Below are 16,774 nucleotides of genomic sequence, written 5' to 3'. Positions count from 1 at the left end.
ATATATTCATTGCTAATTAAACTATATTTCAATAAAATGTTAAAGCTCATGGCTATTCCATATAAAGTTGCCACATACTTGCCCATTTCCCAATATATTATCCTTTATTTAGAATCTAGTATTTGTGTTCCAAATCCTCTTTGCACTCAACACTCACTCAAACTTAAACCAGCTTCCAAACATTACTTCTCCTGCTCTTGCATTTTAAGAAAAAGCTCCCACTTGTATGCACTCTCAACAATCTTTGCGAGATTATTGTATTGTGGATTCCATTCTGTATTTTTTAGAATCTTTGCATTATCTGCGATAAGTATTGCTGGATCGCCTGCACGCCTACCTGTGGTATAGACTTTAAAATTATTTTTACTGACTTCTTTTACACACTCAATCACTTCCTTGACACTAAAGCCCATTCCATAACCTACATTAAATATCTCTCCAAGCGGTCCTACTGCATTTTGTAACAATTTATAAGCTTCAATGTGTGCCATAGACAAATCATCAACATGGATATAATCCCTTATGCAAGTGCCATCTTGCGTATGATAATTTGTCCCATAAATACTCATACCCTCTCTCTTACCTACCGCACATTCACATGCCACCTTGATAAGATGAGTAGCGTTCTTAACACGCTGTCCTAATGCCCTATCTGCTGTATAGTCATTTAGCATATTTGCCCCTGCTACATTAAAATATCGCAAAATCACATAATTGATCTTTGCAGATTCTGCTATGTCTTGCAACATAGTCTCCACCATAAGCTTACTCCAACCATAAGGGTTAATGGGCTTTAAGGGGCAAGATTCTGTAACGGGGATATGCTCTTCATTTGGCTCACCATACACGGCTGCTGTGCTTGAAAAGATAAAGTTTTTCACCTTATATTTCGCACAATATGAGAGTAATTGTAGTGTTTTAGAAGTATTATTTGTATAGTAAAGAATAGGATCTTCCACAGATTGTGCTACGCTGATAAATGCACCAAAATGCAGCACTGTATCAATTTTATATTGTTTAAAAACCTCTTCACAATTTGCCAAATCTTCACGCACCAGCCGCACTCTATCGCCAAATTGATGTTTCAAATATTCATAGTTTTTCAAAAAACCTGTTGAGAGATTATCTACAATAATGATTTCAGCTTCCGTATGCTGTAAAAAATGAAGCGCACAATGTGAGCCGATGTAGCCACAACCACCTGTAAAAAGTATCTTCATAATTTTCCTTCATATCTCAAATTAAAAACCTACATTATAACATTATAATGCTACTTTCAGTTTAACTCAATGGAGAGAAATATGGAATCTGTTTTTGATAATAAAACTTTAAGAATGTCAATCCTAGCGACACCTGAACATGTGAATTTTAATGGCGTAATGTATGGGGGCGATTTATTAAAAATGCTAGATGGCGTTGCGTATGCGTGTGCGACACGATATTGTGGTATCGGTGTGGTAACGCTTAGTGTTGATAGAGTGCTGTTTAAAAGCCCGATAAAAATTGGGAATCTTATTCATTTTCTTGCATCGATTAATTACACTGGCACAACAAGTGTTGAAGTCGGAATCCGCGTAGTAGCAGAGGATATTGCAAAGCGGACACTAACACATTGCAATAGCTCTTACTTTACAATGGTAGCCCTAGATTCTAATGGCAAACCAACAAAAGTCCCACCACTCACACCAGAAACCGAGGAAGAAAAAAGACGATTTGAGGCAGGGAGACTAAGGCGAGAAGTAAGCAAGGCAAAGCTAAAAAGTAAGAAGTAGGTTGAAAATATTATCTTTTTTTGTGAAATTCATTTTTATTCAAGCATGAAAGATCACTATAATGAGATCCCTTATCTAGCTTTTATTCAGCTGATTAATGCAAGTAAGTCAATAAGACTGATTTACCATGCTATTCCTTAAAAGCAAGGGATTATTTTATGAATAAATCATTGCTAGGAAATATCTTAGATAGTGTTTGATTGCAAAGTCCCTATGTTTTTTTAGTGAGTTTTGTTGTTTGATAGTTTTTTATCACATTAAACAAATAAAGGAGTATCTCTATACTTCTTTGGACTGATTTCAGCTTTAACTATAATAATGCCAAATATATAACCATCATTTTAACCAAAATGCTATCGCTTCCTATGCCTAAAATCTGTTTGCGTAAAGTTAGGACATTTTTTAAGTTTGCTTTTGTAGCGTGTGCTGTGGTATTTCTAATGGGCTGCAAGATTCTAATAAATTGTTGCAACTCAGCTATAAAATACATCAAGCCAATATTTTTAGAATCTTTTATACCATGCTTTGCAAAGTTATAGATATTTTGCCTAAAGGTATTTAAAAGGTGATTTAATGTGCCTAAATTTGGCATTATTAAAGCTTTAGAATCTAGCCATTCTTTTATACTAGATTCTATCCCTTGCACTTTGTATGTGTAATCGCCTATGCTATTTTGATTTTGACTTGTTTCAAATATATCTAGGTTTTTAAATAATCTCTTGCAAAATCGCCCTATCTCTTGCTCCATAGTCTTGCTATATAGCATCACAATGCCAGTGCAGTCATAGAGTGGATTGCCTTTATTTGCATGGTATTCTAGCTCGGCGTTAATAAGATTTTCAACAGAATCTGTTAGTAAATCATAAATCAAATTTTCACCAAAGATGAAGTCAATCAAATTTTTACGCATTTGAATTTGCTCTTGTGTTTTAAACATATTGTGATAATGCAGAATAGGCTGTTTATTTGCATGAAATGTAGCAAAATAATCCCTATGCTTTTTCATCGTGATTGCAAGTGGATAAGTATAGTCGTTGCCATAGAGTGCGAAAGTGCGATTATTGTGCGAGGTTTTAAAATTTGCCAAAAACATATCTCTCACATTTGCAAAATTATTTCTTACAAGTTCTTGCATATCACTTATCTCAAACCAAAACTCTACACAAAGCCCCTTTTCATCATAATATGCAGGGGCAGGGACATTTTTATCCTTAGATATAGAGACAACCTTACAAACATAAAGGCTTGCATAATCAGTAAGAAAAAGTTGCAGTGGATTCTGTGTGCTTGTTTGATTTATCAGTGTTTGCATGGAATCTGTTTGTGTAGATTCTATTGTGTTTATTGCCGTATGTTGCGTGTGTTTTATGGAATCTTTGCTGTGGGTTGTAGTATCGTTGTGGCTAGATTCTGTGTTTTTTTATTATTTAATACCGCTCCTACTCTTAATTTATTATTTCCTCTCCACTCACTAAACACATTGCCAAATGTTCTGTTTGCATTATTAGCCTCACCTCATGTTGTTTATAGATCCAACCTATCCTTGCCCCCCCTTACTTTATATTTTTATTTTCAGTTTCTATACTATCTTTTGTTTTCTATCTCGGTCTTATCTTGATTTTGTAAGTGTTGCAAGCAATCTTTTAATATGCAGAGCAATATTGTTTTACAAATGTATGAATGCTTTGCATGATGGATATATGCATTTGCATTTTGAAATTTTTCTCTAGCATTATCAACTTACATGTGAATACTTATCTATTACAGTGCATAAACCTTGTTATTTACTTATGTCTAAAAAAGCTTTGGATATACCTTGTTTGCAAGTATAGACTCTTGCATAAACTATCATTAGCAAATGTAGTGGCCGTTAATGCGTATTATCTGTCTCGTTGACTCTACAACTTTTTATTTCCCATGCATTGCTTACATTAGCATTAATATTATTATTTACATGCATAAACCTATCAAATAAGCCAGTATTATTTCTACATTGTTAAGTTACTTTTTACTCTACTTACTATTGGGCTGATTACTCTCGCTTTATACTAGTTTCAAAGGCCTATTATCATTCTTCTTAATTATGTAATATTGCATATTGCTTATCAATCATTCTCTATGAGATATCTTTTGTTATTTACCTCATAAGACATGTTTATCAGTATTTTGCATGTAGGGATATTAAGCTTTACTTAGCAATTAATGTAGTCTTTGTAAATATTGTATTTGTTTGGTTGCTTTAGTCTTTTATTTTGTTTAAACCTTAAGCTTTAGAGCATTTTATTATTCAAGCAACAGGCACTAGTCATATGTCAATTAAGAGTTAATCACGAAAAACAATATGCTCTTAACCAAGACTTTGCAAGTGTTACCTTATTTTATTTGGTTTTGTGATGAGTTTATTTAGTCTTGGTTATGGCTTGTTGGGCTCAAAAAAGGATACACAAAAAGTAAAAAGGCTTTTTTACTTAGTGTTTAGAGCATCGGTATTTTGGGCGTTTTAAGCTTGAAAAGTGTTATATCTGTAATTAAACATTAAGTGCCGATGCAATGGTGAATTTCTTAAATACAGATAGCTTTACACTTGGTGCGTATGTAGGCTTTGGGCTTGGCTATGGTATCACTGGTATTACAGGTCAAAAAGCAGCGATTGATATGGTTCTTGGCAATATGAACTACAATGGATTCAATATTCCTATCAATGTAGGTATTGCAGCGACTTTTGCAGGATCTCATAAAGTAGAAATCGGTGCAAAAATCCAAGCCCTATCAGCTGGATATAGCTCAAAGACTAAGAATGATAAAAGCGAAATGCTAATGAATACACATGTGATTAATGTAGGTTATTCTTACATTTTCTAATGTTTTATAGGGCTTAACCTTTATTTGTTCTGCCTTATTTTGTTTCAACCTATTTGTTCAGTCTTACAACCTTACATTATTAACATTCCATTCCCACTTTTAAAGTGGGAATCTTTTGTATTCTAAACTTGCTTTTTTATATTAATTTAGAATCTCAACCATTTGGGTGGGTGCAGGGCGTAGGGGTGCAAGATAATGAGAATTTAGAATCTTGCTTAGTTTGTGCTTATTCATTGAAATAACCTTATTGTAATATGGATTAAGCAAGTATATCATAATCCTTTGACAGCGTTATGATATAGATTCTAAAAACTTATTCATCACTCACTCCTTATGTAAATTTAAACAACACGCAAAACCCTACTTCGCCTTTGCTCTCTTACGCATATTTGGCTCTAGAATCTTCTTGCGGATTCTAATATTTTGCGGTGTTACCTCTAAAATCTCATCATCTTCTATCCACTCTAATGCTCTCTCTAGTGTCAGTTCTCGCGGTGGCACAAGCTTAATGGCATCATCACTCCCACTTGCACGCATATTTGTCAAATGCTTTGCCTTAATAGGATTCACATCTAAATCATTATCCCTACTATGTTCGCCTATCACCATTCCCACATATACCTTTGTTTGTGGTGCGATAAACAACACGCCACGTTCTTGGATATTAAAGAGTGAAAATCCTGTCGCCTCGCCATTTTCCATAGAGATAAGTGCCCCATTTTTGCGCGATTCTACATTGCCGCTAAATGGGCGAAACTCCAAAAAGCTATGATTCATCACACCCTCGCCCTTTGTGTCAGTCAAAAACTCGCTACGATACCCAATAAGCCCACGAGCTGGAATCTCAAATTCTAATCTCGTGTAGCCATCGCTCATAGGATTCATCGCTTTCATTTCTGCCTTGCGTTTGCCTAGCTTCTCAATAATGCTTCCGCTAAAATCCTGCGGTGTATCAATGACTAAATGTTCAAATGGCTCACATTTCACGCCATCAATCTCTTTTACAATCACTTCGGGGCGAGAAATACTAAACTCAAAGCCCTCACGCCTTAGATTCTCTGCCAAAATAGTGATTTGCAGCTCCCCGCGTCCGCTTACTTTAAACTTACCCTCACCCATTTCCTCACAGCGCATTGCGATGTTGGTTTGCATTTCTTTTAAAAGCCTATCTTTAATTTTATTTGCCGTTACGTGTTTGCCCTCTAACCCCGCCAATGGGCTATCATTCACCGCAAAATACACGCTCATTGTCGGCTCTTCTAAGTGCATAGGATCAAGGGGCATAGGATTATTAGGACATACGATAGAATCCCCAACATCTACGGCATTAAAACCTGCAATCGCCACAATATCCCCCGCTTCAGCAGATTCTATCTCTGTGCGTGCTAGTCCCATAAAACCGATGAGTTTGCTAATGCGCCCTGTTTCCTTTTCGCCATCGCTTTTAGCAAGCATTACATTTTCGCCCTTTTTCACGCGTCCATTAAACACACGTGCGATACCAATTTTTCCCACATAATTATCATAATCGAGTGTGAAAACCTGCATTTGCAGCGGATTCTCACTTGAGCCACTTGGCAATGGCACATATTCTAAAATCGCCTCAAAAAGCGGTTCAAGGCTCTTTTTCTCATCATTTAAATCTTTTATCGCATAGCCATCACGAGCTGCTGCATAAATCACAGGAAAATCAAGCTGTTCATCACTCGCTTCCATTGATACAAACAAATCAAACACTTCATCTACCACCCTATCAGGCTCGGCAGCGGGTTTATCGATTTTATTCACCACCACAATGGGGCGGATTCCAAAGCCTAGAGCTTTTTTGACAACAAATTTTGTCTGCGGCATAACGCCCTCTTGCGCATCAACAAGCAATAACACGCCATCAACCATTTTAAGCACCCGCTCAACTTCCCCGCCAAAATCAGCGTGTCCGGGCGTGTCAATAATATTAATTTTCGTGCCTTTGTAGGTAATGGCAGTATTTTTTGAAAGGATTGTGATGCCTCTTTCTCGCTCCAAATCGTTAGAATCCATTACCCTTTCATCAACCTGCTCTCTCTCGCCAAATGTCCCAGACTGACTTAAAAGCCCATCTACTAGTGTAGTTTTGCCGTGATCCACGTGTGCTATCACAGCGATATTTCGTATATTTTGCATTGTGTTTCCTTATGTGTAGTTTAAATTAAAGCTAAAATAAAATAAATCACTGATTATGACATAGTTATATTAAGATTTGTTAAAGTGAAGTGAGAATGTGCTTTGAGTATGGAAACTTATTTTATTGTATGTACATCTTTAAAAAAGATTTTCATGTTAATGCTGTGTTTAATGCTAGAAAAACTTGGGGTTTTGCGCTATTGTATGAAAGAGTATGCATTAACTCCCATATTTAGAATCTGTGTGATATCTAGAATCTAAATTATAGCGAATGAGGGGGTTAGAATGAGTGATTAGCGTATGGAACTTACTCTACTGGGCACACATAACCACCAGAACATGCATTGGGGCTGCTTATAGCGGACGCATCATTCCTTGATAAAGCCTTGCCGTTTGTGCATTTACCTGAAACAAACTTGTCATTAGTGTATTTTATCGTAGCAACTAGTTTTGTATTTACAAAAAGTTGTGCTTCACCCTCTTTTTTACCATTGACATAAGGCACCTTTGACACTCCCACCCATGCACCCTCACAATATAGCATGAAATCTTCAACAACGCCATGTATCTTTCCGTTTTTATAGGGAGTGTCTGTATAGGATTCTTCACCCTCAATCATCTCTATACACCCACTCATTTTATCCTGTTTGGTCTCACATACTTTTAGCTCTTCACCATACGCAATACTTGCTATACATAATGTAGCTATACTGCCAACTAAAGCCTTTTTAATCAGTCCAAGAGATTTCATCTGCTGCCTTTCAATTTGAAATATGATTCTTACATAGAATCTGTGGTGATTCTACAAAAAAAATCAAGTTTTTTTAGGACATTTATCGTAAAAGTAGAATAAATATAATTGATTCATTATAGATTCTGTATTTTAGTGTTATTTTAAAATAGTTTTATAGAATCTAGACTTTAGCTTTTTTGCCTAGTTAAATGAAATTCTATCTACTCTTTTTTAGAATCTTTTGTATTCTTAGATTCTGTAAAATCTTTAGAATCTAGAGAATCTTTTAAGTCTGTATTGCCTAGTATAGAATCTTTTTTATAAGATTGTCTTGTGTCTTTTTGCTTATCATGCGGTAATTTTGTCTCATCAAATGAAAAGACTGGCAAACTAAGCTCATAATGCAAAGCAATCACACGAAATGAAAAGCCGAAGATTAGCGTAATAATAACGGCAATATCGTTAGGAATAGGTGTGTAAAAATAAAGGCAATAATACAGCATACAAGCGACAATAGACACGCTTGCATAGAGTTCTTTTTGAAAGACAAGTGGTATTTTATTACACAAAATATCGCGTAAGATTCCACCAGAAATGCCCGTTACAACCCCAGCGATAACGCAAATCACAAAGCCAAAGCCATGCTCTGCTGCCTTATCTACGCCGATAATGCTAAAGGCGATTAAGCCTACTGCATCAAGCAACAAGAAAAGCCGACTAAGGTTAGCAAAAAAGTATGGAATGCGAGTTGTAAGCATACTAAAAAAGCATAGCATGATGACATATTCGGGGTGTTTTACCCAAGTCATAGGGTGCATATTGAGTAAAATATCGCGTATCGTCCCACCGCCAATAGCCGTTACTAAGGATATAAGCAAAACGCCAAAAAGATCCATTTTATATCTACCAGCTGCTAATGCCCCTGTGATAGATTCTGAAACGATTGCTATAATATAGAGTATTTGCAATATCATGTGTTATTCTCTTAACTTTTAAGTCTTAAACTTTGAGATAGAATCTTCTAGTAATTGTGCCTTTTGTGTCATTTCATTTACGACATCATGGATATTATGCCCTACTGCTTGCGTGCTTTCACTATGCGACATCATATCATTCATCATGGTGTTTAGATCGCTTGTGCTTTGCACGATAGCATTATTTATCTCTTTTAGCTTTAGTGAATTGTCTTTTGTGATTTTTAGCTTATCTTTTGTATCGTTTGCATGTATGATTAAAGGCTCTGTGGTATCTGTGATAGTTCGCATAGAATCTGCTACTGCAATGATTGTATGCTGCATGTCGTTTATACTTTGTGTTACAAGATTGACATTACTGCTGATTTCGCTGAGTGATTTTCTCGTGCATTCTGCGAGTTGCTTTACCTCATCTGCTACGACTGCAAAACTTCTGCCATGCTCTCCAGCCCTTGCGGCTTCTATTGCGGCATTTAGTGCTAATACATTTGTTTGGTCTGAAATATCATTAATGATAGATATAACTTCTCTAATGTGATTTGCATGTGTGGTTAAGTCATCGACATGGGCTACTACGCTTTCTTGATTTCTAGCTAGTTCTGTAATGAGATTGATAGAATCTTGAAGTTTTGTAGTAAATTCTACTAAAGTCGCTTCTGTATCATCAATATCATGGATTGTATGACTTGTAGTTTGTTCTACAATGTCTAGCTGTTTGCCTACTTCATGTGTGAGAATATTGACTTTATCTACAAGCACAAATTGCTTATCTGCATTTTTTGACAAAGTTTCAGCGATTTCTGATAGCATAAGGCATGTTGTAGTATTCTCTTCACTCACACCTTTGCTGAGTGATATAGTATTTTGTATCGTTTCTATAAAGCGATTTACATAGGTTGAGGTGATTCCCACTTCATCTTGACTTTTAATGGCGATTCGTTTTGTCAAATCACCACTCCCACCTTCTGTTAGATCCTTTGCCATATCTCTTAGATTATTCAGCGGTTTTACCAACTCTCTCTCAAAAAAGACATATAATCCAACAAGAGCAAAAACTCCAGCCCCAATCATTGTGAGAAGCAGATAGGTTTGTGTTTCATCGATTTGGTCATACATACTGCCTAAAGATATATTAAGATCTAACACGCCAAGCACATCGCCTTGCTTTACATTTGCATGACACTCAAGGCAGCTTTCATTGGCAATAAGGGGCTTTTTAAGAGTAAAACTACCCTTATGTGTGCCACTATCAAGATATTGCTCCTTTGTGCTAAATATCTTTTCTATATCAGCAGGAATGCTTTTAGAATCTCTTTCTCCCCATATTTCATCAATGCTTTTTGCCCGATATATTGAGATAGATTCTATACCTTCAATCTTACTTGCTTCTTCAATACCTGCGTCCATGACTTCTCGCACACCGATATTCATACCCATGCGTATAGTTTGAAATACAGAATCTCCAATCATCTGTGCGATTTCTTTTCCTTCTTTTGCTGCCATTTTATTAAAACCATTTGCAATGGTTAAATAAAGCCCACCAAACCCACATACAATAAAGATAAAAAGTGTAAAAAGCACTTTAGAGCGAAAAGTCTTTAGCATAATATCTCCCACTTACTAATTTTATTCATCATCTTTATCAAGCGTAAAGGTAACTCTTGCTGGGGCTTTCTTTTTGCCTACAATATTGGCATAATCCCCACTACCAGATAGCACTATCTCATCGCCTTTTAATACATTTGGTTTGCCTATCTCTTCTACAAAGGCATTATCATACAGCCTGTATTCATTTTGCTTTACTTGATATACAAGTCTATTTGATTTACCTTTTAACTCTCTTTTATCTGTTGTGATAATGCTAAATCTTACATTACCTATGGCTTCATATTTTAAAGGCTTTCTTGCCTTATCCGTATAGACTATGACTTTATCAGCAAAGAGTCTATCACTCCCTTTTTTAATATCTACATCACCTGTAATAGTCGTTACATTCCCAACGCTTTGAAAGTTCTGTGCCACAATGTCAATCACATCGGGTTTTGCTGCATACATAAGATTTAATGCAAAAATACATAGAATCATATAGTATCTTTTCATTTCTATCCTTTATCTTATAAGTGTTGTTTTAATATTTTTTGCTTTGATAATATCTGTTTCTTTATCATAGAATATGTTTTCCCCATTTGTTGTCATATCTGTATCTTCTATGAAAAATTTCCCTTTTCCTATGAATACTTCTGTTAGCGTATTATATACACCTTTTTCTGAAAAAAACTTTCTGTCTGGACTTTTTGTATAATTGATTCCATTTACAAAGTCGTATTCATCACCTTTATGCCATACTTCCTGTCCCTCTAGTGTCTCTGTGCTTAAATCCTCATTAAAGCGACTGCCAAAAAAGTCAATATATACTTCCTTATCCTTATATTGCATGCCCTTACTTGCTTTTACAATCATATCGACATGCTCTGCATTAAAGCGATGCAAGGTAAAATCAAACATTTCAAGCTTTGGAATCTCTTCTGCATAATCATATAGAACGCCTTTTTGCTTAAAAAGTAGTAATGAAGCAAAGCTAAACAATAAAAGGGCAATAAAAAATACAAGAATATAATCTATATTATGTAAAAATATCTTAAACTTTATATATTTTTTGAGTATGAAAATACGCCATTTTGTAAGCTCTTTGCCCCGCATAAAAGCCATATTCTAACCTTTGTAAATATCTTAAAATTCTAATAAGCAAAAATTATACACAATTAAATAATAAGCATACCATCGCCATAGGAATAGAATCTATATTTATTTGCTATTGCTTCTTCATAGATTCTAAGTGTTTCTTCTCTACCGATAATGCTACTTACAAGCATTAATAGACTTGACTTTGGTAAATGAAAATTTGTAAGCAAAGCTTTTACTTTTTTAGGTGGATTAAATGGATTTAAAAAGATCGCATTCTCGCCTATAATATCACTTTCTATTTGTGCCACATTCTCTCTTATAAGCCATTCTACACTACGCATAGCAGTCGTGCCAACACATAGAATCTTTTTAGATTCTAGAATCTTTTGTGCTTCTTGTTTTGCGATTATGCAAGATTCTGTGTGTATTTTATGTTTTAATATATTCTCACAAGTTATAGGTTTAAAAGTGCCTGCACCAACATGCAGGGTTACAAACGCATGATTATAGTTTTCTTTTAAATATTTAAACATAGATTCTGAAAAATGCAGGCTTGCAGTGGGTGCTGCTACTGAACCTTCACTTTTAGCAAAAATGCTTTGATAATCTTTAGAATCTTTTTCTGTGCTTTCTCGTTTCATATAAGGTGGTAAGGGGATATTGCCACATGTTTGCAACAAGGATAAAACCTTTTCTTGTGATAGAATGTTTTGTTTTAATTGTTTTAATGCTAGGAGTTTTTGTAGATTTAAAGTGTTGTTTAAAACTTTACTACTATTTTGAGTGGAATCTTTATTGTTATTGTGGTTTTTGTTGTTTTGTGTTGAGTGATTTTTTAGATTTTCATTGTTATTTTGAGTTAAAGTCTTGTTTAGAGTGAAATCATTATGTAAAGTAGAATTATTTAGGGCTAAATTATTTTGCATATTTAAATCATTATGTAATGCTAGATTATTTGTTGTAGTGAAATTGTTTTGTAAATTACTCTTTAAACTAAACTCATCATTTAGTGTAAAAAAGGAAACGACTTTATATCCATCATCTTTTATATCTACTACTTGTATAAATACATTTGTATTGTTATATTGCAATGTAAATATATCATGCAATTTTGCCTTACCTTTTATTTGGACTAAATGAAGATTATTAGAAAGGTGTTTATGATAGAATATCTCTCTTTTTGTTGGGAGTATTAAGTCGTTTAGAATCTGTGTTTTATGAAGAGATTCTAAAGAGAGTTTATTTGCAAAAAGTCTTGCATTTATTACCCTTGTATCATTTAACACGATGAGATAATCTTTTGGGATATAGTTAAATAACTCATAAAATGTCGTATGTGTTATTTTACCATTATGATAGATTAAGAGCTTAGCATTTTCTTTTGGTTTGATAGGCTCTGTTGCAATCAAATCATTTGGTAATGTAAAATCATAACTTGATAAATCTAAATCTTTTGACATGGGGTTTAATTCCATATAGTTTTCTTAATGTGTTTTGGATTCTATATTGTTAGCTTGGCTATTACCTAAATTTAGTGATATCACCTTAAAAACCTGCTTGAAAATACTTTAACCTACTTGTCTATATTTTCATACAAGATTCCAATTTAGCAATTATACCTTAAAATCCATAACCCATTCAAACAGCTGAAATCTAAACCTTTTCTATTTGATTAGCAACAGGAGTTTTGGCTACATTCTGTGAAGATTCTATATTCGTGTCATCCTGCGTATTTGAATCCATTTTTACGCCATTACTATTATTCATAGATATTTGATATTCCGCTATTATTCTTGCGTTCTGCTTAGTGTTGTTACAAATTGCTCTAAAAGCCTTTTGCTTTCATTAATCTCTTCTCGCATTCTATAAATCTCTATATCTTTTTCTTCGCCTTGAGCTTTCAAGGTGCTAATCTCTAAGCCCATTTGTGAGATTTTCTCTTCTTTTTCTAATAGCTTAAATTCTAAATCTTCGATTTTTTTATTATGCTTTGTTTCAAGTAGCTGCTTTACTTCATGGACTAATGGTAGTAAGCCTACGCCTTCTTTTTGCTGCGTGGTGTTAGATGCTGTGCTAGATTCTGTATTCTGCGTATTTTCGCTGTAATTATTGTGATGATTTTGCATGACTTCTCCTTAAGGCAATAAAATTTCTGTATAATTGTAGCTAAAAAAGGTGTAATGATGAAAACAAATCTATTTAATTTAACCTCAAACTACAAACCAGCAGGCGACCAGCCACAAGCTATAAATTTCCTATGCAAACAGATTAATAATAATGAAAAATATAATACTTTAATAGGCGTTACAGGCAGCGGTAAGACCTTTAGCATGGCAAATATTATACAAAAGCTCAACATGCCAACACTTATAATGAGTCATAATAAGACACTATGCGCCCAGCTTTATAGCGAGTTTAAAAGCTTTTTTCCGCATAATCATGTTGAATATTTTATCAGCCATTTTGACTACTATCAGCCAGAAGCCTACATTCCGCGTAGAGATCTATTTATAGAAAAAGATAGTTCTATTAATGATGAGTTAGAGAGGCTGCGTTTATCGGCTACGACTTCACTTCTTGCCTATGATGATGTGATAGTTATTGCTAGTGTATCAGCAAACTATGGTTTAGGAAATCCCAGTGAATACCTCACAATGATAGAAAAGCTAGAAGTCTCTAAAACCTATCAGCAAAAAAGGCTTTTAACAAAGCTTGTAGAAATGGGCTATACGCGTAATGAAACAAGCTTTGAGCGTGGCTGTTTTCGCGTTAAAGGTGAAGTGGTGGATATTTTCCCTGCGTATAATGAAGTGGAGTTTATACGCATTGAGTTTTTTGGTGATGAGATTGAGAGAATTGCGGTATTAGAATCACTTGATAATACTTTGGTAAAAGAGCTAGATTCCTATGTGCTGTATGCGGCAAATCAGTTTATCGTTGGGGAGAATCGCTTGAAAAATGCGATTGTAGAGATAGAGCAGGAATTGCAAGAGCGATTGAAATTCTATGAAAGTGAAAATCGAATGTTAGAATATGAAAGGCTAAAATCTCGCACAGAATTTGACCTTGAAATGATAAAGGAAAATGGCATTTGCAAAGGTATTGAAAACTATGCGAGACATTTAACGGGTAAAAAGCCCGGCGAGACGCCTTTCTCACTGCTTGATTATTTTGAATATAAAAAAAAGCCCTATCTATTAATCGTTGATGAGAGTCATGTGAGTTTGCCACAATTTGGCGGTATGTATGCGGGGGATAGAAGCCGCAAGGAAGTGTTAGTAGAATATGGCTTTAGACTGCCTAGTGCGCTTGATAATCGCCCATTGCAATTTGATGAGTTTATTAATAAAAAGGCTAACTTTTTATTTGTATCTGCCACACCAGCAGAGCTAGAGCTATCACTAAGCAAAGATAATGTATGTGAGCAGCTTATCCGCCCGACAGGACTGCTTGACCCAGAGTTTGAAGTAAGAGATTCTAGAATCCAAGTCAAAGATTTATTAGAAGAAATAAAAGTTTGTGTTGAGCGAAAAGAGAGAGTATTAATCACGACTTTAACCAAAAAAACGAGTGAAGAACTCGCAAAATACTACGCAAAAGAGGGCATAAAAATCGAATATCTACATAGTGAAATAGATGCGATAGAGAGAAATCACTTGATACGAAATCTGCGTTTAGGTGTATTTGATGTATTAGTAGGGATAAATTTATTGCGGGAGGGGCTTGACTTACCAGAGGTTAGCCTAGTAGCGATTATGGATGCGGATAAAGAGGGCTTTTTACGCAGTGAAACAAGCCTTATACAAACGATGGGCAGGGCTGCTAGAAATGTAAATGGTAAGGTGATTCTATACGCAGAAAAAATCACAAAATCCATGCGTAAAGCTATGGATACAACGACTTATAGACGCAAAAAACAAGAAGAATTTAATAAAAAACATGGAATCATTCCAACTTCAGTAAGCCGCAATGTAGAAGAGGAATTAAGACTAGAAGATAGCACAAAAGTCTATGATAAAATGAGTAAGAAAAACAAAATCCCAGCAAAAGAAAAAGAAAATCTTATCAAAGACTTAAAAATAAAAATGCTTGAAGCAAGTAAACGACTTGACTTTGAAGCGGCAATACAACTAAGAGATGAAATCGCTAGATTACGAAGTTTGTGATGATTTGTTTTATGTGTTTGTCCTAGTGAATGTTTTTATTTGGAAAGGAAACATATTTTATAATGAATGATCATAAGGGTGATTTTAGAATCCTAATCCACATAGGTAAATACAAGGCTTGGTGTGCAAAATAGATTTAATCTCATTCAAACACAACCCTCAAAACAGACCCTAAAGCATTTAACATACAACAAAATACCAAAAACTATAAATTACAAGCTACAATATTTGCTTACAAATAATCTATAATAAAATAGCAAGGAAATATATGTTTTTTTGGTTTGTTGCCCTAAGGTATCTAAAGCCCACGCTTGTGATTTTATGCGGACTAGAGTTTTTCTTTATCTGTGTGGATAGTCTGCAATATTTTGATGCCCTAGCCCAATCTGCTAATAATGCGATATGGTTTCTTGCATTTGATGCGATGTATGCGTTTAATTATGTTTTGCCCCTAGCCCTTTTGCTTGGACTTATTGTATTCTACATTAGCCTTATTAAAAGCAATCAGTATGTAGCTTTGCTATCACTTGGATACTCACGCAGGAAGATTTTTTATCCCCCTTTTCTTATCATTAATCTTGTCGTGTGTGGTTATATTGGCTTAAATGCGACTGATTTTGTATATGCGCAAGAAAGGGCAGATAATATTGTGAGTAGCAGTAATAATGCTGATGTTTCTAAAGATTTATTTATCCGCTATAACACTGATTATGTGTTTTTTGAGAAAGTATATCCACTCTTACAAAAGGCTGAAAATATACAAATCTATCACACAGAATACAAAGATTCTAGGAAGCTTGTAAGTATAACTCGTGCAAAAGAGGGCTATTTTCATAATGATGAATGGGAGCTTTTAAACCCGCAGGTTTCAATATTACCCACTAGCTATGACTTAGGCGATAAGGGCATGATAACCACAGGGCATGATTCCACAACTACACTAAAGGGCTTTAAACCAAAAGTGCTTGATACATTTTACAAAAACAAACCTGCCATATCCATTACTGACGCATTTTATTCATTACAGATTCTCATGCAAGAAGGAGCAGATACAGCACGCACAAGAGGTGTGCTTTATACCCTTGCTGTTACGCCATTTTTTATCAGTATGCTTTGTGTTATCATTGCATATTATGCCCCGCCACTTGCACGATATGGGAATCTTGCCATGCTTGGAGTGAGCCTTAGTGTGCTATCTTTGATGGTATGGGGTGTGTTTTTCTCACTTGGTAAATTAAACGCTAATGCTGTTTTTATACCAGAATTCAGTATGCTTGTGCCACTTGGAATATTATTAGTTGTTAGTATTGTTTATTACCGCAAGTTAGATGAGATATAATCTTGTAATTTACAAAAAAATATTTTTTGGCAAAAATACCAAAGATTGTATGCTAGTGGGGGGCTCCATGATTTAATGCA

The 16,774-nt window shown here is 34.9% G+C and carries 13 protein-coding genes and 1 pseudogene; 4 read left to right on the top strand and 10 right to left on the bottom strand.

The genetic code is table 11. From position 1 onward, the window contains the following. Positions 1–182: 182 nt before the first annotated feature. Positions 183–1,220 (bottom strand): UDP-glucose 4-epimerase GalE, encoded by a 1,038-nt coding sequence (gene galE / locus T368_RS0100385; protein WP_004088025.1) that lies wholly within the window; start codon positions 1,218–1,220, stop codon positions 183–185. 81 nt (positions 1,221–1,301) lie between these two features. Between galE and T368_RS0100380 the strand changes: the two genes are divergently transcribed. Then, positions 1,302–1,772: an acyl-CoA thioesterase gene (locus T368_RS0100380; protein ID WP_004088023.1), complete on the top strand. Its 471-nt coding sequence runs from the start codon at positions 1,302–1,304 to the stop codon at positions 1,770–1,772. Positions 1,773–2,082: 310 nt separating this feature from the next. On the opposite strand, the gene T368_RS0100375 is transcribed toward T368_RS0100380, so the two are convergent. Then, on the bottom strand, positions 2,083–3,108 hold the full coding sequence (locus tag T368_RS0100375) for an HP0729 family protein (protein ID WP_329528583.1): 1,026 nt from the start codon (positions 3,106–3,108) through the stop codon (positions 2,083–2,085). A 1,214-nt stretch (positions 3,109–4,322) separates the two neighbouring features. Here T368_RS0100375 and T368_RS12840 point away from each other — a divergent pair. Further along, positions 4,323–4,634 (top strand): outer membrane beta-barrel protein, encoded by a 312-nt coding sequence (locus T368_RS12840; RefSeq protein ID WP_004083856.1) that lies wholly within the window; start codon positions 4,323–4,325, stop codon positions 4,632–4,634. Between the two features lie 360 nt (positions 4,635–4,994). On the opposite strand, the gene typA is transcribed toward T368_RS12840, so the two are convergent. The 8 genes and pseudogenes from typA to T368_RS0100325 form a co-directional block, all read right to left on the bottom strand. Next, positions 4,995–6,797 (bottom strand): translational GTPase TypA, encoded by a 1,803-nt coding sequence (gene typA / locus T368_RS0100365; protein ID WP_004083861.1) that lies wholly within the window; start codon positions 6,795–6,797, stop codon positions 4,995–4,997. Between the two features lie 307 nt (positions 6,798–7,104). Next, positions 7,105–7,548 (bottom strand): toxin-antitoxin system YwqK family antitoxin, encoded by a 444-nt coding sequence (locus T368_RS0100360; protein ID WP_004083863.1) that lies wholly within the window; start codon positions 7,546–7,548, stop codon positions 7,105–7,107. 341 nt (positions 7,549–7,889) lie between these two features. Next, a pseudogene (locus T368_RS0100355) lies at positions 7,890–8,504 on the bottom strand (trimeric intracellular cation channel family protein); the annotation flags it as partial. Positions 8,505–8,522: 18 nt separating this feature from the next. After that, positions 8,523–10,109 carry a methyl-accepting chemotaxis protein gene (locus tag T368_RS0100350; RefSeq protein ID WP_004083867.1) on the bottom strand — a complete coding sequence of 529 codons (1,587 nt, stop codon included), beginning with the start codon at positions 10,107–10,109 and terminating at the stop codon, positions 8,523–8,525. 21 nt (positions 10,110–10,130) lie between these two features. Further along, positions 10,131–10,604 (bottom strand): lipopolysaccharide transport periplasmic protein LptA, encoded by a 474-nt coding sequence (gene lptA, locus T368_RS0100345; protein WP_004083869.1) that lies wholly within the window; start codon positions 10,602–10,604, stop codon positions 10,131–10,133. A gap of 9 nt (positions 10,605–10,613) precedes the next feature. After that, entirely contained in the window at positions 10,614–11,213 is a 600-nt protein-coding gene (locus T368_RS0100340; RefSeq protein WP_004083871.1) for a hypothetical protein, read from the bottom strand. 53 nt (positions 11,214–11,266) lie between these two features. Then, complete coding sequence (locus T368_RS16425) at positions 11,267–12,649, bottom strand: S-adenosylmethionine:tRNA ribosyltransferase-isomerase (protein ID WP_004083873.1); 1,383 nt, start codon at positions 12,647–12,649, stop codon at positions 11,267–11,269. Positions 12,650–12,976: 327 nt separating this feature from the next. Further along, the gene (locus tag T368_RS0100325) at positions 12,977–13,315 is read right to left on the bottom strand and encodes a hypothetical protein (RefSeq protein WP_004083875.1); all 339 of its coding nucleotides are present in this window, start codon (positions 13,313–13,315) and stop codon (positions 12,977–12,979) included. Between the two features lie 57 nt (positions 13,316–13,372). Between T368_RS0100325 and uvrB the strand changes: the two genes are divergently transcribed. Together uvrB and T368_RS0100315 are read left to right on the top strand one after the other, a co-directional pair. After that, positions 13,373–15,355: an excinuclease ABC subunit UvrB gene (uvrB, locus tag T368_RS0100320; RefSeq protein ID WP_004083876.1), complete on the top strand. Its 1,983-nt coding sequence runs from the start codon at positions 13,373–13,375 to the stop codon at positions 15,353–15,355. Positions 15,356–15,623: 268 nt separating this feature from the next. After that, positions 15,624–16,694 (top strand): LptF/LptG family permease, encoded by a 1,071-nt coding sequence (locus tag T368_RS0100315; RefSeq protein ID WP_004083877.1) that lies wholly within the window; start codon positions 15,624–15,626, stop codon positions 16,692–16,694. The last annotated feature ends 80 nt before the right edge of the window (positions 16,695–16,774 follow it).

It is taken from the genome of Helicobacter bilis ATCC 51630, from assembly GCF_000686565.1.
Lineage (GTDB): Bacteria > Campylobacterota > Campylobacteria > Campylobacterales > Helicobacteraceae > Helicobacter_A > Helicobacter_A bilis.
This window is presented reverse-complemented; position numbering and strand designations above follow the sequence as displayed.

What these genes read in the sequence shown, in the direction of transcription:
- galE (WP_004088025.1), bottom strand. Translation starts at nt 1,220, where the DNA reads ATGAAGATACTTTTTACAGGTGGTTGTGGCTACATCGGCTCACATTGT.
- T368_RS0100380 (WP_004088023.1), top strand. Translation starts at nt 1,302, where the DNA reads ATGGAATCTGTTTTTGATAATAAAACTTTAAGAATGTCAATCCTAGCG.
- T368_RS12840 (WP_004083856.1), top strand. Translation starts at nt 4,323, where the DNA reads ATGGTGAATTTCTTAAATACAGATAGCTTTACACTTGGTGCGTATGTA.
- typA (WP_004083861.1), bottom strand. Translation starts at nt 6,797, where the DNA reads ATGCAAAATATACGAAATATCGCTGTGATAGCACACGTGGATCACGGC.
- T368_RS0100360 (WP_004083863.1), bottom strand. Translation starts at nt 7,548, where the DNA reads ATGAAATCTCTTGGACTGATTAAAAAGGCTTTAGTTGGCAGTATAGCT.
- T368_RS0100350 (WP_004083867.1), bottom strand. Translation starts at nt 10,109, where the DNA reads ATGCTAAAGACTTTTCGCTCTAAAGTGCTTTTTACACTTTTTATCTTT.
- lptA (WP_004083869.1), bottom strand. Translation starts at nt 10,604, where the DNA reads ATGAAAAGATACTATATGATTCTATGTATTTTTGCATTAAATCTTATG.
- T368_RS0100340 (WP_004083871.1), bottom strand. Translation starts at nt 11,213, where the DNA reads ATGGCTTTTATGCGGGGCAAAGAGCTTACAAAATGGCGTATTTTCATA.
- T368_RS16425 (WP_004083873.1), bottom strand. Translation starts at nt 12,649, where the DNA reads ATGTCAAAAGATTTAGATTTATCAAGTTATGATTTTACATTACCAAAT.
- T368_RS0100325 (WP_004083875.1), bottom strand. Translation starts at nt 13,315, where the DNA reads ATGCAAAATCATCACAATAATTACAGCGAAAATACGCAGAATACAGAA.
- uvrB (WP_004083876.1), top strand. Translation starts at nt 13,373, where the DNA reads ATGAAAACAAATCTATTTAATTTAACCTCAAACTACAAACCAGCAGGC.
- T368_RS0100315 (WP_004083877.1), top strand. Translation starts at nt 15,624, where the DNA reads ATGTTTTTTTGGTTTGTTGCCCTAAGGTATCTAAAGCCCACGCTTGTG.